The organism is Marinomonas piezotolerans, assembly GCF_003362755.1.
In the GTDB taxonomy this organism is placed as follows: domain Bacteria; phylum Pseudomonadota; class Gammaproteobacteria; order Pseudomonadales; family Marinomonadaceae; genus Marinomonas; species Marinomonas piezotolerans.
Genome location: NZ_QKRA01000012.1, coordinates 1 through 16620, shown reverse-complemented (window position 1 = coordinate 16620; position 16620 = coordinate 1). Strand labels below are relative to the sequence as shown.

General features: G+C 46.2%; 17 protein-coding genes. 13 read left to right on the top strand and 4 right to left on the bottom strand.

Annotated features, from left to right (window positions below; all coding sequences use genetic code 11):
• Positions 1-9 precede the first annotated feature (9 nt).
• Complete coding sequence (locus DN730_RS17000; protein WP_115469346.1) at positions 10-741, top strand: lysophospholipid acyltransferase family protein; 732 nt, start codon at positions 10-12, stop codon at positions 739-741.
• 68 nt (positions 742-809) lie between these two features.
• Here the strand turns inward: DN730_RS17000 and fabB are convergent, their stop codons facing one another.
• Both fabB and fabA read right to left on the bottom strand, forming a co-directional pair.
• Positions 810-2024, bottom strand: coding sequence for a beta-ketoacyl-ACP synthase I (fabB, locus tag DN730_RS16995; protein WP_115469345.1), 1215 nt, complete (start codon positions 2022-2024; stop codon positions 810-812).
• 30 nt (positions 2025-2054) lie between these two features.
• Complete coding sequence (fabA, locus tag DN730_RS16990; protein ID WP_115469344.1) at positions 2055-2570, bottom strand: bifunctional 3-hydroxydecanoyl-ACP dehydratase/trans-2-decenoyl-ACP isomerase; 516 nt, start codon at positions 2568-2570, stop codon at positions 2055-2057.
• Between the two features lie 279 nt (positions 2571-2849).
• On the opposite strand from fabA, the gene DN730_RS16985 reads away from it, so the two are divergent.
• A complete protein-coding gene (locus DN730_RS16985; protein ID WP_115469343.1) occupies positions 2850-3791 on the top strand; it encodes an alpha/beta fold hydrolase in 942 nt (313 codons plus the stop codon).
• On the opposite strand, the gene ispB is transcribed toward DN730_RS16985, so the two are convergent.
• On the bottom strand, positions 3775-4764 hold the full coding sequence (ispB, locus tag DN730_RS16980) for an octaprenyl diphosphate synthase (protein ID WP_115469342.1): 990 nt from the start codon (positions 4762-4764) through the stop codon (positions 3775-3777). The two genes, DN730_RS16985 and ispB, sit on opposite strands and share 17 nt — an antisense overlap.
• 281 nt (positions 4765-5045) lie before the next feature.
• Between ispB and rplU the strand changes: the two genes are divergently transcribed.
• From rplU to DN730_RS16955, 5 genes are all read left to right on the top strand, one after another.
• Positions 5046-5354 carry a 50S ribosomal protein L21 gene (rplU, locus tag DN730_RS16975; RefSeq protein ID WP_115469341.1) on the top strand — a complete coding sequence of 103 codons (309 nt, stop codon included), beginning with the start codon at positions 5046-5048 and terminating at the stop codon, positions 5352-5354.
• Between the two features lie 33 nt (positions 5355-5387).
• Positions 5388-5645, top strand: coding sequence for a 50S ribosomal protein L27 (gene rpmA, locus DN730_RS16970; protein ID WP_115469340.1), 258 nt, complete (start codon positions 5388-5390; stop codon positions 5643-5645).
• 108 nt (positions 5646-5753) lie between these two features.
• Positions 5754-6947, top strand: coding sequence for an Obg family GTPase CgtA (gene cgtA / locus DN730_RS16965; protein WP_115469339.1), 1194 nt, complete (start codon positions 5754-5756; stop codon positions 6945-6947).
• A gap of 22 nt (positions 6948-6969) precedes the next feature.
• Positions 6970-8094, top strand: a complete 1125-nt coding sequence (proB, locus tag DN730_RS16960; RefSeq protein ID WP_115469338.1) for a glutamate 5-kinase — start codon at positions 6970-6972, stop codon at positions 8092-8094.
• Between the two features lie 15 nt (positions 8095-8109).
• Positions 8110-8472, top strand: a complete 363-nt coding sequence (locus DN730_RS16955) for a diacylglycerol kinase (RefSeq protein ID WP_115469337.1) — start codon at positions 8110-8112, stop codon at positions 8470-8472.
• A 52-nt stretch (positions 8473-8524) separates the two neighbouring features.
• Here DN730_RS16955 and rpsT read toward each other — a convergent pair whose 3' ends face one another.
• Positions 8525-8788 (bottom strand): 30S ribosomal protein S20, encoded by a 264-nt coding sequence (rpsT, locus tag DN730_RS16950; protein ID WP_115469336.1) that lies wholly within the window; start codon positions 8786-8788, stop codon positions 8525-8527.
• Positions 8789-9011: 223 nt separating this feature from the next.
• Between rpsT and murJ the strand changes: the two genes are divergently transcribed.
• The 6 genes from murJ (at position 9012) to ispH (ending at position 16334) form a co-directional block, all read left to right on the top strand.
• Positions 9012-10571, top strand: coding sequence for a murein biosynthesis integral membrane protein MurJ (murJ, locus tag DN730_RS16945; protein ID WP_115469335.1), 1560 nt, complete (start codon positions 9012-9014; stop codon positions 10569-10571).
• Between the two features lie 98 nt (positions 10572-10669).
• Entirely contained in the window at positions 10670-11599 is a 930-nt protein-coding gene (gene ribF / locus DN730_RS16940) for a bifunctional riboflavin kinase/FAD synthetase (RefSeq protein WP_115469334.1), read from the top strand.
• Between the two features lie 31 nt (positions 11600-11630).
• Positions 11631-14453, top strand: coding sequence for an isoleucine--tRNA ligase (gene ileS / locus DN730_RS16935; RefSeq protein ID WP_115469333.1), 2823 nt, complete (start codon positions 11631-11633; stop codon positions 14451-14453).
• Positions 14453-14959: a signal peptidase II gene (lspA, locus tag DN730_RS16930; RefSeq protein WP_211313900.1), complete on the top strand. Its 507-nt coding sequence runs from the start codon at positions 14453-14455 to the stop codon at positions 14957-14959. The genes ileS and lspA overlap by 1 nt, the downstream gene beginning before the upstream one ends.
• A complete protein-coding gene (locus tag DN730_RS16925; RefSeq protein WP_115469332.1) occupies positions 14956-15381 on the top strand; it encodes an FKBP-type peptidyl-prolyl cis-trans isomerase in 426 nt (141 codons plus the stop codon). The genes lspA and DN730_RS16925 overlap by 4 nt, the downstream gene beginning before the upstream one ends.
• Entirely contained in the window at positions 15381-16334 is a 954-nt protein-coding gene (gene ispH, locus DN730_RS16920; RefSeq protein ID WP_115469331.1) for a 4-hydroxy-3-methylbut-2-enyl diphosphate reductase, read from the top strand. The genes DN730_RS16925 and ispH overlap by 1 nt, the downstream gene beginning before the upstream one ends.
• Positions 16335-16620 lie beyond the last annotated feature (286 nt).

The window sequence follows — 16620 nt, the reverse complement described above, 5'->3', positions numbered from 1 at the left end:
AAGTGTTGAATGAAATCGCGAGTGTCTCTCAGAGCGTTGATTGGCTCTAGTTTGTTCGCTGTAATTTACGGTGTATTGACAGGATTTACTGGGTTATTTGCCCCAATTATAGGCTGGTTGTTACCAGTGAATTTACGCCAGCCTTTATTGAATCTGCATAATTATGCTTTGTTGTTTTTGTTTCGTGTTACCTGTGGTGTAAAAGTAGAAGTGATTGGGCGTGAGAATGTACCTGCTGATCGTGCAGTAGTATTGGCTTCTAATCATCAGAGTGAATGGGAAACGTATCTATTGCAAATTTTGAAAACGCCGATTTCCACCGTTTTAAAAAAAGAGCTGTTAGCCATTCCTTTTTTTGGCTGGGGGTTACGCATGGTGAAACCAATAGCGATTGATCGCTCAAAGCGTGCAGGGGCTTTAAAGCAAATATTAAAACAGGGCAAAGAGCGCATTCAAGCGGGTCGGTCGGTACTTATCTTTCCTGAGGGAACTCGGACACCAGTTGGCACAGAAAGGGCCTTCAATAAAGGTGCTGCAATGCTTGCCTCATCATCTAATGCGCCAATTTTGCCACTGGTTCACAACGCAGGCCATGTTTGGCCCGGGCGCACTTGGTTGCGATATCCAGGGAAAATTACCGTCGTGATTGGTCCACTTATTGAGGTTGAAGGGAAAAGCACTAGCGAGATACATGAGGAAATGGAAGCTTGGATGCGAAGTGCTATGCAACAACACCCTTAATTGTTGTTATTTAATAATAAAAAAGCCGCAATACTGTGCGGCTTTTTTTGCATATATTAACAGCTCGGTTACGCGTCGTATTTTTTGAATACCAGACTAGCGTTTGTGCCGCCGAATCCAAAGCTATTAGACATTACTAGATTAAGATCAGCATTGTCTTCTCGTGTAGTCACGACAGGAATATTGCCCGCTTCAGGATCAAGTTCATCAACGTTGGCTGAAGCAGTGATGAATTTGTTTTCCATCATTAATATGCTGTAAATCGCTTCGTGTACACCAGCAGCACCCAAAGAGTGGCCAGATAGTGATTTGGTTGAGCTAACTTTAGGGATGTCATCACCAAATGTTTCACGCACAGCTTGCAACTCTTTCATGTCACCCGCTGGAGTGCTGGTACCATGAGTGTTGATGTAATCAATCTTGCCGTCAATAGTGCTCATCGCCATTTGCATACAACGTACAGCGCCTTCACCTGAAGGTGCGACCATGTCATAACCATCGGACGTTGCCCCATAACCGACTACTTCAGCATAGATTTTGGCGCCACGCGCTTTTGCATGTTCCAGTTCTTCTAGAACTAAGATGCCGCCGCCGCCAGCAATAACAAAGCCATCACGATTTGAGTCATACGCACGAGATGCTTTATCTGGGGTGTCATTGTATTTCGAAGAAAGAGCTCCCATCGCATCAAACATACAGGTTTGAGTCCAGCTCTCTTCCTCGCCACCGCCAGCAAACACAATATCTTGCTTACCTAACTGGATAAGCTCCATTGCGTTACCGATACAATGTGCACTAGTAGAACACGCAGAAGTAATGGAATAGTTCACACCTTTGATTTTAAAGGGTGTTGCTAGACAAGCGGATACGGTACTGCCCATGGTTTGTGTTACTCGGTACGGACCGACACGTTTAACACCTTTGTTACGCAATGTGTCTGCTGCTTCAACAAGATTGCGCGCTGAAGCGCCGCCTGAACCTGCGATCAAACCAGAGCGAATATTAGATACTTGATCTTCTGTAAGACCTGAGTCTTCAATCGCCTGTTGCATAGACACGTACGCATAAGTCGCAGCATCACCCATGAAGCGGCGAACTTTACGATCAATGGCGCTGTCGTCTAAATCAACGCGACCACATACGTGGCTACGAAAGCCATTTTCTTTGTAATCTTCCGCAAAGCGAATGCCAGAGCGACCTTCACGAAGAGATTCAAGAACAGTTTGTTTGTCATTGCCTAGACAACTAACAATGCCTAAACCAGTTACCACTACACGACGCATAATCAATGTGCCTCTTATACTCTTAATCTATTAGAAGTTGTCTGTTGAAGTGAACAAACCTACGCGTAGGTCTTTCGCTGTATAAATTTCGCGGCCATCAACAGATACGCTTCCGTCTGCAATACCCATTACAAGCTTACGTTCGATAACACGCTTGAGGTCAATACGGAACGTAACTTTCTTAGAAGTAGGAAGGATTTGACCAGTGAACTTTACTTCACCAGAGCCCAAAGCACGTCCACGACCTTTGTTGCCCTTCCAGCCAAGGAAGAAGCCAACAAGTTGCCACATCGCATCCAAGCCTAGGCAGCCTGGCATGACTGGGTCACCAGGGAAGTGGCACTCGAAAAACCAAAGATCTGGAGTGATGTCTAGTTCGGCGATAATTTCGCCTTTACCAAACTCGCCGCCTTCTGTTGATATGCGAGTGATTCGGTCAAGCATTAGCATGTTGCCGACAGGAAGTTGAGCATTACCTGCGCCAAACATTTCGCCGTAGCCGCACTTTATAAGTTCGTCTTTTTCAAACGATGAAGCTGTAGTCATTATAGTCCTATTTCCACCGCCCTCACTTTAGTCATCTAAAGGAGCGAAACGTGTGGTCCAGTTAGCAGTATAAAATCCAAGAGATTATATCGGTTCGAGCATCTAATATGAATGTTTGTGCGCAAAAAAACCAATCATAGGCCGCTATTTGTGTTGTTTTTATGTTCATTTGGGCAAACAATACTGAAAATTTACATTCCTATCTATCTCTCATGGTAAATCTCATGCAATGTTTGGGATGATAGATAAAGTTGGTCCAGTCCGTATTGGGGTTGTGTTTTGAGTGTTTTTTCCTTCCATCAAAGTCTTGTAGACACTCCTGATTCTCAAGTGTCTTGTCATCTACATATCTCTCCGCATGCTGATAAAGCATTGCATTTTTTGCATGGTAACGGATTTGCTGTACGCACCTATGAACCATTTCTTGAAAATGTTGTTCGAGATGAAAGTTTGATGCTTCAAGATGCCGCGGGGCATGGAATGTCCCCAGCAGGAGATAAATTTATTGGCTGGAATGCATCGGCTGATCGATTTTTAGCGTCATTAACGACTCAACGTACCGCTTATGGTTTGTCGCCAATGATTGGTGTCGGTCATAGTTTCGGTGGCTGCATGACAATGTTAATGAGTGAAAAAGACCCTGAGTTATTTGAGTACAATATTTTGCTGGACCCGGCGCTTTACCCGCCACGGATGATCTGGTTGTTAAAAGGGATGGCTGTTTCGAAGGTTGGTAGGCATTTGCCGATGGTGAGACAAACTCTGAGGCGAAGAACGTCTTGGACAAGCGTTGAAGAGGCCTTTGACGCTTTAAAAGGTCGAGGAACCTTTACAGGTTGGGAAGACGACGGTTTATGGAAATATGTTCAACATTCCACTCGAGAAACGGAATCTGGAGAGCGGGAGCTATGTTGTCCTCCTTGGTTAGAGGCTGCTGTATTTGGTTCCGCTCCTAAAAAGTTATGGCGCACAATTCGGCGGCTAAAGACACCCACTTACATATTATGGGGGACCGATACTTACGATACATTTCGAGAGTCTTACTTGCTGGCGCAAAAACTGAATCCGAATATCCATTTGGTAGAAGTAAAGGGCGGTCATTGCTTTATGCAGCAATATCCTGAGCAGGCTGCGCGCTTAGTTCGATCGATTATTGATCATGGGAAGGTCGGCATTACTGACTCCAGTAATGCCGAGTTTATCGTTAATTACGACGGTTGACTGCTGCGTTGGCAAGATCAATAAGTGCTTGTTTGTAAGGGGAGTCTGGGAGTGGAGCAATCGCAGCAATAGCCAATTCTGATTGCTTTTGAGCCTCTTGTTCAGTGTACTCAATCGCACCACACAGGCGTACATCCGACAGGATCGCTTCTAGGTTCTCTAAGCCGCCTGTTTCAATAGCAGATCTGACTCTCGCTTTTGCTTCATCTGTGCCATGTTGCATCGTATAGATAAGTGGGAGTGTGGGTTTGCCTTCGGCTAAGTCGTCGCCAACACTTTTGCCCATTTCTTCTGCGGTTGAAACATAGTCCATTACGTCATCAATTAGCTGAAATGCCGTGCCGACATACATGCCGTATTGTCGGAGTGCCTCTTGTGCATCGTTGTTTGCTTCTGCAACCACCGCGCCGCAGAGGGCGGCACCTTCGAACAACTTTGCCGTTTTGTATTGGATAACCTTGATATAGCTGGCTTCGCTTGTATCAGGGTCACCGCAGTTGATGAGTTGCTGGACTTCGCCTTCCGAAATAATGTTGGTGGTGCCTGACAGAATTTCCATGCAGCGGAAGCTGCCTACATCAACCATTATCTGAAAGGAGCGTGTATACAGGAAGTCGCCTACTAACACACTGGGTGCGTTACCCCATTCTTCATTGGCTGTTTTTTTGCCCCGTCGCATGTCTGATTCATCGACTACGTCGTCGTGAAGCAACGTGGCAGTATGTATAAACTCAATGATAGATGCCATTTTTATGGTATTGGCTAATGCTGAGGGCGTTAATCCCGCTTTTGGCTGGGCCGCCCGGGCAGCTAAGAGGACCATAAGAGGTCTAAGACGTTTGCCGCCGTTGCTGATAATATAATAGCCAATTTGCTCTATAAGAGGGATTTCGCTTTTCAATTGCGAAAGAATATAGTCATTGACTTGGCCAAACTCATCGGCCACCACATCATGAATTCGAGTAGGTTGCATGGAACTTCCGAAGCTAATAAATAATCAAGCCGAACAGCAAGTGGCGACCATGCTAGGTAAGCTATAATAAGGGGTCAAGTGAAAACCGTAAAAATCCTTCACATATAATGATTAGGCTTGTTTTTGCTGGTTCTCTTTTGTACAATTCGGCGTCCGATTTGCCCACATTTTGCTCCCTACCATATGGTGAAATCTAAGTCTTTGAAAGAGTTAGTTTTATTTGCCACTAGAAGTAGGTCAAATACAATCCAGTAGCCGGGCAAATCTATTTGGAGAGAAACATGTTTGCAGTGATCAAAACAGGCGGTAAGCAATACCGTGTACAAGAAGGTCAAACTCTTAAAGTTGAAAAGCTAGCTATTGAAGCTGGTCAAGCTGTTGAGTTCAACGACGTTCTTCTTGTAAGCAACGGCGACGACGTAAAAGTTGGCGCTCCAGTTGTTGAAGGCGTAAAAGTAACAGCTGAAGTTGTTGCTCACGGCCGTGGCGACAAAGTGAAGATTTTGAAATTCCGTCGTCGTAAGCACTCTATGAAGCGTCAAGGTCACCGTCAGTGGTTCACAGAAGTGAAAATCACTGGCATCAACTAAGCGTTTAAAGATTCAAAATTTTAGGAGTAAATCATGGCTCACAAAAAAGCTGGTGGTAGTACTAAGAACGGTCGCGATTCCGAGTCGAAACGGTTAGGTGTTAAACGTTTTGGTGGTCAAGTCGTTATCCCTGGTAACATTCTAGTACGTCAACGTGGTACTCAGTTCCACGCTGGTGAAGGTGTTCGCGTTGGTAAAGACCACACTTTGTTCGCTGTTGCTGAAGGTCAAGTGAAATTCGAAGTGAAAGGCAAGTTCAAGCGTCGTACAGTTTCTGTCGTTGCTGCCTAATCGCTAAGCGAATTATCAAAAAGAGCTCCGCTATGCGGGGCTTTTTTTTTGGAAAAATTCTATAATTAGAGTCATTGAACTCTAATAACGCACCTAAGAGGTGATTTTGTGAAATTTGTTGATGAAGCCACGATTTATGTACGCGCAGGTAAAGGTGGTAATGGTGCCTTAAGCTTTTGGCGAGAAAAGTTTGTAGCAAAAGGCGGACCTGATGGCGGCGATGGTGGTGATGGTGGGAGCGTTGTGTTGGTGGCGGATGAGTCGCTAAACACTCTGATTGACTTTCGATTCACTAAAAAGTATATAGCCGAAAATGGTCAAGGTGGCCAAGGTCGAGATATGACAGGGTCAAAAGCGCCAGATCTAGAAATCAAGGTACCAGTAGGCACCACGGTCATTGATGAGGATACGGGTGAGACGCTGGGTGACCTGGTTGAAGTTGGTCAACGCCTGAAAGTCGCACAAGGTGGCCATAAAGGGTTAGGTAATACGCGCTTTAAATCGAGTACGAACCGAGCGCCGCGCCAAACAACGAAAGGTACCGTTGGTGAAGAGCGGAACTTAAAGTTAGAAATGAAGGTGTTAGCAGATGTCGGGTTACTCGGATTACCTAATGCAGGTAAGTCGACATTTATTCGTTCTGTGTCATCAGCTAAACCAAAAGTGGCAGATTACCCATTTACCACGTTAGTTCCAAATCTTGGCGTCGTGAAGGTGAAGAAGCATCAAAGCTTCGTGATTGCAGATATCCCAGGGATTATTGAAGGTGCGGCAGAGGGTGCTGGCCTTGGTATTCGCTTTCTTAAGCACTTAGTTCGAAATCGTATTTTATTGCACATTGTTGATATGGCCCCTTGGGACGAGATAACTCCGGATGAGGCTGCGGTGATTGCGGTGAATGAGTTGCGGGAGTTCTCGCCAGCGTTAGCGGAAAAACGGGATCGTTGGCTAGTGTTGAATAAAATCGACATGGTGCCTGAAGAAGAGTTAGAGGAGCGCTGCCAGAAAGTTATCGATGCGCTAGGTTGGGAAGGAAAGACTTATCGAATTTCAGCGATCTCAGGCGAAGGAACGGAGGTTCTGTGCTTAGATTTGATGACCGCGCTAGAAGAGCAAAGAGAGCGATTGGCAGAAGACCCTGAAGCGCAAGCACAAGAGCGTGCAACACGTGATTTGATCGATGAAGAGGGTCGTGAAAGAATTCTGCAGTTGCGCGCTAATCGCCGAAAAGCGGGTCAGCTTGTGGATGACGATGATTTCGATGAAGATGATTATGATGTGGATGTCGAATACGTCCGTTAACCAGTCGTGGGATAAGTAGTAGATGGAAACGAGAGAGAAGATAGCAGCCGCACAACGAATTGTTGTGAAAATAGGCAGCGCCCTGTTGACCAATGATGGTCAAGGGTTAGATGTTGCGCGAATCGGTGAATGGGTGGCTCAGATAGCCGAACTTCGCGCGCAGGGCAAAGAGGTGGTGTTGGTGTCGTCCGGCTCTATCGCAGCAGGTATGAAACGTCTAGGCTTCTCTTCGCGACCGACACAAGTCAATGAACTGCAAGCAGCAGCAGCGGTAGGTCAAATGGAGTTAGTGGGAGTGTACGAGAGCCACTTCGACGTACACGGTTTATGTACAGCGCAAATCCTACTGACACATGATGACTTGTCGAACCGTAGGCGCTATTTAAATGCTCGATCTTCTCTTAGAACTCTATTGAGTCTGGGCGCTGTACCCATTGTGAATGAAAATGATACGGTTGTAACCGATGAGATCCGCTTTGGCGACAACGATACGTTGGGGGCTCTGGTTGCTAACTTGGTTGAAGCTGATGTCCTGATTATCTTGACAGATCAGCAGGGTCTTTTTGATAAAAACCCACGAGATCATAAAGATGCAACATTAATAGAACATGCTTCTGCGAGTGATGAAAGTCTGGATGCGATGGTCAGTGGCGGCGCAGGCATTTTGGGTAGTGGTGGCATGCTAACAAAAGTGCGAGCGGCTCGTTTGGCTGCGCGTGCGGGCGCACATACCGTGATTGCATCGGGTCGAGAGGCAAGTGTCATCATTCGGGTGGCGCGAGGTGATAATCTTGGTACATGGTTGCTGCCAGAGCAGGGACGGTTGGCGTCACGTAAACAGTGGCTAGCGGGGCATCTAAAAAGCCGAGGTGCGTTAGTGTTAGATGATGGGGCCGTTAGTGCTCTGAGAAAATCTGGCACTAGTCTACTTCCTGTTGGTGTGAAGGATGCGGAAGGCTCTTTTGCGCGTGGTGATATGGTGTTGTGTGTAGACCTGAAAGGTCAATTGGTGGCGCGCGGTTTGGTTAACTACAGTATCGCGGAAACACTGAAGCTATTGGGTAAGCCGTCCTCAGAACGAGGTGCAATTTTAGGTTATGAAGGTGAGCCAGAGTTAATTCATCGAGATGATTTAGTGATTATTTAGGGCAGTGGGATTGTTATGGCAAAGCCAGGAAAGACTGGATTCGGGCGAGTCTCCGATGCAATGCAATATTCAGCGCAAGGCTTACGAGCTCAATGGCATCATGAAGCAGCATTTCGTCAGGAAGTGTGGCTCTTTATTGTGGCGCTACCTCTCGCGTTATGGCTTGGTGAAACAGCGCTTGAGAAAGCATTGATGATTTTTGTTGTTGGCCTGGTGTTGGTTGTAGAGACCATCAATTCAAGTATTGAGGCTGTAGTGGATCGAATCAGTGACGAAAAGCATGAATTGTCGGGCAGGGCAAAAGATTTAGGCTCAGCGGCCGTGATGCTGGCTTTGGTTTTGGCAGGGACAGTGTGGTGTTTTTTGCTGTTCAGTTAGCGTGAATTATATATACATAAAAAAACCGGCTAACGCCGGTTTTTTTATGGGATTAGGCCAGTGCTTTGATTTTCGCACTCAAGCGGCTCTTATGGCGAGCAGCTTTGTTTTTATGATATAGGCCTTTGTCAGCTGCTTTGTCTAGTTTAGACGTAGCAACAACATAAGCTGTTTGAGCTTCTTCTTTGTTACCTGCTTCAATAGCTGCATCTACTTTTTTCAAGTATGTGCGCACCATAGAGCGCAGGCTACCGTTGTGAGCGCGATGCTTGATCGCCTGGCGCGCACGTTTTTTTGAACCGGCGGAGTTTGCCACAGTCTGGCTCCTTCAATCTTTGATAATTAAAACGATATAGCAGGTTGCTTTACCGCTTGTGAATGTCAAGTTTAACTTGAAAATCTCGCGGCGGATTTTACCAGTTTTTAGCATCGCTACAACCCCAAACACAGATTATTAGTGGGGGAAAGTGAAATATTAAGCTGTTTGTAGGCACTTGAAATGCTATTCTTGAACAAATTTTTCGTTAGAACATGATGTTATGTCTGACTCTCAGTCGGTTAAATCTCGATCACTTTTACGCTCAGGCCTGTTGGTTTCTGTTTGTACGTTCTTATCTCGTATCTTAGGTTTGGCTCGGGATTCTGCATTGGCCTTTGTATTAGGTGCAAGTGCGGGGGCCGATGCGTTTTTTGTTGCTTTCAAGATTCCTAACTTTTTTAGGCGTTTATTTGCTGAGGGAGCGTTTGCTCAAGCCTTTGTCCCCGTATTGAGTGACTATCGTGTGAATCAAGGGCACGATGCGGTGCGTGAGTTGGTCTCGGTGGTGACAGGTTCACTCGCTTTGGTGTTGTTGGGTGTAACCGCTCTGTTTATGGCGACAGCGCCGTGGGTTATATTTGTATTTGCGCCAGGGTTTGTGGATAACCCTGAACAATCTCAACTAGCGGCGACATTACTCACGGTGACATTTCCGTATCTGTTGTTCATTTCTCTTACTGCATTAGCCGGCGGCATTTTGAATGCTCACGGAGAATACGGTGTTCCAGCGATTACTCCGATCTTTCTAAATATTGTTCTACTCATTGCGACACTTGGGTTTGCGCAGACTGCGGCACAAGCTGAACTTGCCGTGGCTTGGGGGGTTTTCTTTGCAGGAGTGGTGCAGCTGTTGTTTCAGGTGCCATTCCTAGCTCGTTTGAAGTTGTTGCCTCGCCCGAGACTTGGGTTTTCACATCCCGGTGTGAAGCGTATTTTGATATTGATGGGCCCAGCTTTGTTTGGCGTATCTGTGAGCCAGATTAATCTTCTGTTAGATACCGTGTTGGCCTCATTCTTAGAGACTGGAAGTATTACTTGGTTGTACCTGTCTGATCGGCTCTATGAGCTTCCTCTGGGGATTTTTGCCATCGCTATTAGTACGGTTATTTTGCCGTCGCTGTCCCGGAGCTTTGCAGGCCAAAGCGGTGAGCGATTTGCTAACACTCTTGATTGGGGATTGCGAGTGCTATTATTAATCGCTATTCCGTCTTCTATTGCGCTCTATGTGTTAGCTGAGCCTTTGATCGCCACTATATTTTACCGTGGCGAGCTTACGGTTAATGACGTTCAAATGGCCGCTAATAGTTTGCAGGCATATTCTCTTGGTTTGGTGTTTATGATGCTGATTAAGGTGCTGGCTCCTGGCTATTATGCTCGTCAAGATACAAAAACACCTGTGAAGGTAGGTGTGATCGCAATGATTGCTAATATGGTGTTTAACTTGATCTTAGTGTGGCCGTTTGGGCATGTTGGCTTAGCATTGGCGACCAGTATGTCCGCAGCGTTAAATGCAGGTTTGCTATGGTGGGGACTAAAGCGAGGTGGCTATCACGTATTTTCCCAGCAATGGTGGTTGTTGCTACGCGTTCTTATTGTAGGGGTGGCAGGATTAGTTGCTTGGTTGTGGTTTTATCATCAAAAGGGCATTGATTGGACGAGTTTAACTGATTGGATGCGAGTGCAGCATATGTTAGTTGTTGTGTTGATTGGTGTCTCTATATATGGCGTCTGTTTGTTGCTATCCGGCCTACGCGGCCACCACTTACGTGCTCAAGATTAGCTTTGCAAGAGTTGATCCCTACCTTTGCTGAAGTGAGTGCTATATAATCGCGGTTATTTTTTCAACGCTGGTGCGTGATTGTGCTGGTACGGAGTGATATGGAACTGGTTCGGGGTATTTATAATATCCAAAAGCAGCACAAATACGGCGTGCTGACGATTGGCAATTTCGATGGTGTGCACTTGGGACATCAGGCAATTCTAGCGCGTACTAAAGCGTTGGCAGAGTTGTATCAAGCGCCTGCTGGCATCATGATCTTTGAGCCTCAACCAAGGGAGTTCTTTGCGCCTGATACGGCGCCAGGTCGCTTGTCTAGGCTGCGGGACAAGGTGGCTTTGCTGAAGGAGCAAGGCATCGATTATGTCTTGTGTATGCCGTTCAATAATCGACTTAGAAACTTGGATGCCAATGCTTTTTGTCAACAAGTATTAAGCGATGGGCTTGGTGTTCAGCACTTAGTGGTAGGGGATGACTTTCGCTTTGGATGTGATCGCCAAGGCGATTTTCACTTTTTAGAGTCTTTTGGCGTAAGCCAAGGGTTTGATGTAGAAAATACATCTTCTATTTTGAATGCGGAAGGTTTGCGCATCAGTAGCACCTTAGTGCGACAGCACCTAGAACGTGGTGATATGGTGTCTGCGGAGGCCGCGCTAGGGCATGAAATGGTGATGAGTGGCCGAGTTGTGGGAGGGCAGCGTCTTGCTCGTAAACTAGGCTTTCCAACTGCAAATGTATTTCTAAAAGGGGTGACACCAGCGTTGTCTGGCGTATATGCCGTTACCGTTCCAATTTCAGGCAAGCGGTATGAAGGAGTGGCCAATATTGGCGTGCGTCCGACGGTTGAAGGAAAGACGCCGATTTTAGAAGTGCATTTATTCAACTTTACTGGTGACTTGTACAACCATTATTTGGATGTGACGTTTCGCCATTTTATTCGCCCAGAACGTAAGATGAGCGGCCTGGACGAACTGGAAAAACAAATTCAATGTGATAAAGAAGAAGCAGTTCGCTTCTTTTCCAATCTGTGACCGATGATCTTTGAGGATAAATCGAAAAACCATGAGTGAATATAAATCAACGCTGAATTTGCCGGAGACTGCATTCCCGATGCGGGGAGATCTGGCAAAACGTGAGCCAGCGATGTTAAAACGCTGGCAAGATATGGACCTTTACAACAAAGTACGTGAAGTGAGCAAAGGACGTAAGTCTTTTATACTTCATGACGGCCCTCCATATGCCAACGGCAGCATTCACATTGGTCACGCGGTAAACAAAATCCTCAAAGATATTATTGTTAAATCTAAAACCGTTAGTGGATTCGATGCGCCGTATATTCCAGGCTGGGATTGTCATGGTTTGCCAATCGAGCATAAAGTTGAGCAAATGATCGGCAAAGCTGGTGATAAGGTCTCTTTTAAAGATTTTCGTGCGAAGTGTCGCGAGTATGCCTACACGCAAATCGAAGAACAGAAGAAAGATTTTATCCGGCTTGGCGTGATGGGAGACTGGGAAAACCCTTATCTGACGATGAATTTTGTTACCGAAGCGAACATTGTTAGAGCTTTGGGAAAAATCGCTGAAAATGGCCATCTTGTAAAAGGCTTCAAGCCAGTTTATTGGAGTGTTGTTGGTGGTTCGGCATTGGCTGAAGCGGAAGTGGAATACCAAGATAAAACGTCGTTATCGTTGGATGTGCGTTACGCACCTCAAGATGAAACCGCGTTTTTAGGTAAATTCTCTGATGTTGAGGGCGAGGGCAAAGTGTCAGTTGTCATTTGGACAACCACGCCTTGGACTCTGCCAGCGAGCCAAGCTGTGTCGATCCATCCAGAGTTTAATTACGCATTAGTCGAAGTCGACATGGGCGAGGGTAAAGAGCGCCTAGTATTTGCTGAAGACATGGTCGAAAGCATCATGCAGCGTTACGGACAAGAAGAGTACCGCATCGTCGGTCGCGTATTGGGGGAAGATCTGGGTGGTTTGGTGTTAAATCATCCATTTATGGAACGTGACATTCCGGTCCTTCTTGGTGATCACGTAACGGCTGAGGCGGGTACGGGGTGTGTCCATACTGCACCAGACCATGGTGTTGATGACTTTAATGTCGGCCGCGCGAACGGTATTGGTACGATTAACCTAGTTCAAGATAATGGTGTGTATTCTGAAGCCGCCGGCGAATTTGCTGGCTTGCATGTTTACAAAGTTGACGATGCGGTATTGGAAGCATTGAGTCGTAACAGTGCCCTAGTTTTCCAGTCGAAAATTTTCCACAGCTACCCACATTGCTGGCGCACCAAAACACCGCTGATCTTCCGTGCTACACCTCAATGGTTCGTGAGTATGGATGAGGAAGGCTTACTCGATGATGCGAAAGAGGCGGTGAAAGGTGTTAAATGGACGCCTTCATGGGGCCAAAACCGTATGGAAGGCATGTTGAATAATAGCCCTGACTGGTGCGTATCTCGACAGCGTACTTGGGGGGTGCCAATAGCTTTGTTTATGAACAAAGAAACACAAGAGCTTCATCCTGAGACGCCTCGCCTGATAGAAGAAGTCGCGCAACGTATCGAAAAAGAAGGAATGGATGCGTGGTTTGAGTTGGATGCAGCAGAGCTGTTAGGTGACGATGCTGAAAAGTACAGTAAAGTGACCGATACGTTGGACGTATGGTTCGACTCTGGCGTGACGCATTATTCGGTGATTGACCAACGTGACGAGTTGAGCTTTCCAGCGGATTTGTATCTTGAGGGCTCGGACCAACATCGTGGCTGGTTTCAATCATCTTTAAAAACGTCGATTGCGATCCGTGGCGTACCGCCATACAAAGGCGTTTTAACTCACGGCTTCACCGTCGATGGTGATGGTCGAAAAATGTCTAAGTCTCTTGGTAATGTTGTGTCACCGCAAAAAGTGATGCAAACCTTAGGTGCGGACATCATTCGATTGTGGGTTGCTGCGACCGATTACACGGGTGAAATGACGGTTTCAGATGAGATTTTAAAGCGTGTTGCGGATAGCTATCGCCGTATTCGTAATACTGCGCGTTTCATGCTTGCTAACCTGACTGGTTTTGACCCAGCCAAAGATTTAGTAGCGCCTACGAATATGATTGCGTTAGATCGCTGGATTGTAGACCGTGCAGCACAGCTTCAAAAAGAAATCGACGAAGCGTATAACGAGTACCAGTTCCTAGCGGTGGTGCAGAAAATTCAAAACTTCTGTTCCCTAGATTTGGGTGGCTTCTACTTAGATGTTATCAAAGATCGTCAGTACACGACCCAAGAAGACAGCCTGGCGCGTCGTTCAGCGCAAACAGCGTTGTACCACATAGCTGAAGCCTTCACTCGCTGGATCGCTCCAATTTTGAGCTTCACGGCAGACGAGATTTGGCAAGAGTTGCCAGGTGAGCATTCAGAATCAGTGTTTTTAGATACTTGGTATGAAGGCTTGTTTGAGTTAAACGGTGATGAAGTACTGGGGCGTCAATTCTGGAAACAAGTGTTAGATGTCAAAATGGCCACCAACAAAGTGCTTGAGGCCGTGCGTAAGGAAGGCAAGATCAAAGCAAGTCTGAGTGCAGAGATCACCCTATACTGTGATGCTGAGTTGCAGGCAACGTTAGCGCAACTGGGAGACGAATTGCGCTTTGTGCTGATTTCTTCCGAAGCAAAAGTTGCATCCATTGGTGATGCACCTAGCGACGCAGTTGACACAGAGCTTGTGGGGCTGAAAGTCGCAGTGGTAGTGAGCGGCAGTGCGAAGTGTGCTCGCTGCTGGCATCATCGTGAAGAAGTTGGTACACGAGAAGCGCATCCTGAATTGTGTGATCGCTGTATTGCAAACTTGCCAGAGGGTGAAGGCGAAGAGCGCCTCTTTGCTTAATGCATATGTCAGTCACTCTCAGACGAGTCCAGCGCTGGTGGGCGCTGGCTATTGCTGTTTTCGCCTTAGATTGGGTGACTAAACAAGCGATAGAAGTAAATTTACACTATGGGCAGGAGATTCCACTCCTGCCTTTCTTTGACCTAACGCTGCGTTATAATTCCGGTGCTGCATTCAGTTTTTTGGCTGAGGCAGGCGGATGGCAACGTTGGTTCTTTTCACTTATAGCGATGGCAGTTGTAGTGGGCATTAGTTGGCGGCTGGCGAAAATTGGACACAGTCATAAACTAGAGGCTTTGTCACTGACGCTGATTATGTCAGGTGCCATTGGTAATCTCTATGATCGTCTTGTATATGGTCATGTAATCGACTTTATTCAGGTGCATTGGCAATCCACTTGGTATTTTCCAGCGTTTAATGTCGCGGATAGCGCAATTACAGTTGGCGTCGTTTTAATGTTGGTTGAAGGGGTTTTTCATAAAGACTCCAAAGGTAAAGCAGAATGATGATTAATGAGCAAAGCCGAATCACGTTGCATTTTGAATTGGCTCTGGAAGATGGACAGCTGGTTGACTCAAATTTTAATGGTCAGCCTGCGCAGTTTGTATATGGCGATGGTAGTTTATTGCCGGACTTTGAAGCGGCCTTGCTGGGTATGAATGCAGGGGAAGAGGCGAGCTATCAAATGCCTCCTGAGAAGGCTTTTGGTGCGCATAATCCAAGCAATGTTCAAACACTACCTCGTAACTCGTTTGCGATGGACCTTGAAGAAGGTATGGTTGTTTCATTTGCAGATTCAGCCAAAAATGAGTTACCTGGTGTGATAAAGCATATCGGAGAGAGTAAGGTAGAAGTGGATTTTAATCATCCTCTTGCTGGGCACACATTAACCTACCGCGTAAAAATAGTGGCGGTAGAGGAGGCATAATGTCATTTGCTATTCAATTGGCAAATCCGCGTGGCTTTTGTGCGGGGGTAGACCGTGCAATTGATATTGTAAACCGTTGCTTAGATATTTTCGAAGCACCGATATATGTCCGCCATGAAGTCGTCCACAATAAATTTGTTGTGGAAGCCTTGAAAGACCGAGGTGCCGTGTTTGTGGATGAATTGGACCAAGTGCCAGACGATCACATTGTTATCTTTAGTGCGCATGGTGTTTCTCAGGCGGTTCGTAACGAGGCAGAGAAGCGCGGACTCAAAGTATTTGATGCTACATGCCCTTTGGTGACTAAAGTCCATATGGAGGTGGTTCGATACTCACGTGATGGTATGGAGTGTGTATTGATTGGTCATGATGGGCACCCCGAGGTAGAAGGGACAATGGGGCAATATGACGACTCGAATGGTGGCGCTATTTACTTGGTCGAAACCCCTGCCGATGTTGCCAAACTAAAGGTGCTAAATCCGTCGAAAGTGGCTTTTGTCACGCAGACGACATTGTCTATGGATGATACCTCTGTTGTGATCGATGCGTTACGGAAACACTACCCTGAGATACAAGGTCCTAAAAAGGATGATATTTGTTATGCAACGCAGAATCGCCAAGATGCTGTGAAAACCTTAGCGCAGGAATGTGATCTAGTATTGGTCGTCGGATCAGTTAATAGTTCCAATTCTAATCGCCTTCGTGAGTTGGCTGGCAGAATGGGGACGCAAGCCTACCTTATTGATAACGCATCAGAGATTGAGAGCGATTGGTTAAAAGAAGCTAAAGCCGTTGGTGTGACAGCGGGAGCATCTGCGCCTGAGATTCTAGTTAATGAAGTTATAGAGCGTTTAAAGCAAGAAGGTGGTCAAGCACCGAGAGAGTTAGCTGGCAGAGAAGAGAATGTTTCGTTTTCAATGCCAAAAGAGCTTCGTATCGTAGAAGTGAATTAATATCGACGCTGCATTAAGGCAACAGAAAAAAATAAGTGTTTTTTTTCAAAAAATACTTGCACTAAATCTGTAGATCCTTAATATACGCCCTCGCTGACACGGACAGGGCTTCAAAACAACGAAGTAACTGACCAAGCTTAAACAACTCAGCGGTTAGCAACGCTCTTTAAAATAGATAATCAGATAATTTGTGTGGGCGCTCGCTGGAGACTTCAGCAGACCTCTTAGAGGTCAAAAAAGATTGAAGTCTTAGATGAGTGAACACGTCAATTCGCTTTACGGTTGT

What these genes read in the sequence shown, in the direction of transcription:
- DN730_RS17000 (WP_115469346.1), top strand. Translation starts at nt 10, where the DNA reads ATGAAATCGCGAGTGTCTCTCAGAGCGTTGATTGGCTCTAGTTTGTTC.
- fabB (WP_115469345.1), bottom strand. Translation starts at nt 2,024, where the DNA reads ATGCGTCGTGTAGTGGTAACTGGTTTAGGCATTGTTAGTTGTCTAGGC.
- fabA (WP_115469344.1), bottom strand. Translation starts at nt 2,570, where the DNA reads ATGACTACAGCTTCATCGTTTGAAAAAGACGAACTTATAAAGTGCGGC.
- ispB (WP_115469342.1), bottom strand. Translation starts at nt 4,764, where the DNA reads ATGCAACCTACTCGAATTCATGATGTGGTGGCCGATGAGTTTGGCCAA.
- rplU (WP_115469341.1), top strand. Translation starts at nt 5,046, where the DNA reads ATGTTTGCAGTGATCAAAACAGGCGGTAAGCAATACCGTGTACAAGAA.
- rpmA (WP_115469340.1), top strand. Translation starts at nt 5,388, where the DNA reads ATGGCTCACAAAAAAGCTGGTGGTAGTACTAAGAACGGTCGCGATTCC.
- proB (WP_115469338.1), top strand. Translation starts at nt 6,970, where the DNA reads ATGGAAACGAGAGAGAAGATAGCAGCCGCACAACGAATTGTTGTGAAA.
- DN730_RS16955 (WP_115469337.1), top strand. Translation starts at nt 8,110, where the DNA reads ATGGCAAAGCCAGGAAAGACTGGATTCGGGCGAGTCTCCGATGCAATG.
- murJ (WP_115469335.1), top strand. Translation starts at nt 9,012, where the DNA reads ATGTCTGACTCTCAGTCGGTTAAATCTCGATCACTTTTACGCTCAGGC.
- ribF (WP_115469334.1), top strand. Translation starts at nt 10,670, where the DNA reads ATGGAACTGGTTCGGGGTATTTATAATATCCAAAAGCAGCACAAATAC.
- ileS (WP_115469333.1), top strand. Translation starts at nt 11,631, where the DNA reads ATGAGTGAATATAAATCAACGCTGAATTTGCCGGAGACTGCATTCCCG.
- lspA (WP_211313900.1), top strand. Translation starts at nt 14,453, where the DNA reads ATGCATATGTCAGTCACTCTCAGACGAGTCCAGCGCTGGTGGGCGCTG.
- DN730_RS16925 (WP_115469332.1), top strand. Translation starts at nt 14,956, where the DNA reads ATGATGATTAATGAGCAAAGCCGAATCACGTTGCATTTTGAATTGGCT.
- ispH (WP_115469331.1), top strand. Translation starts at nt 15,381, where the DNA reads ATGTCATTTGCTATTCAATTGGCAAATCCGCGTGGCTTTTGTGCGGGG.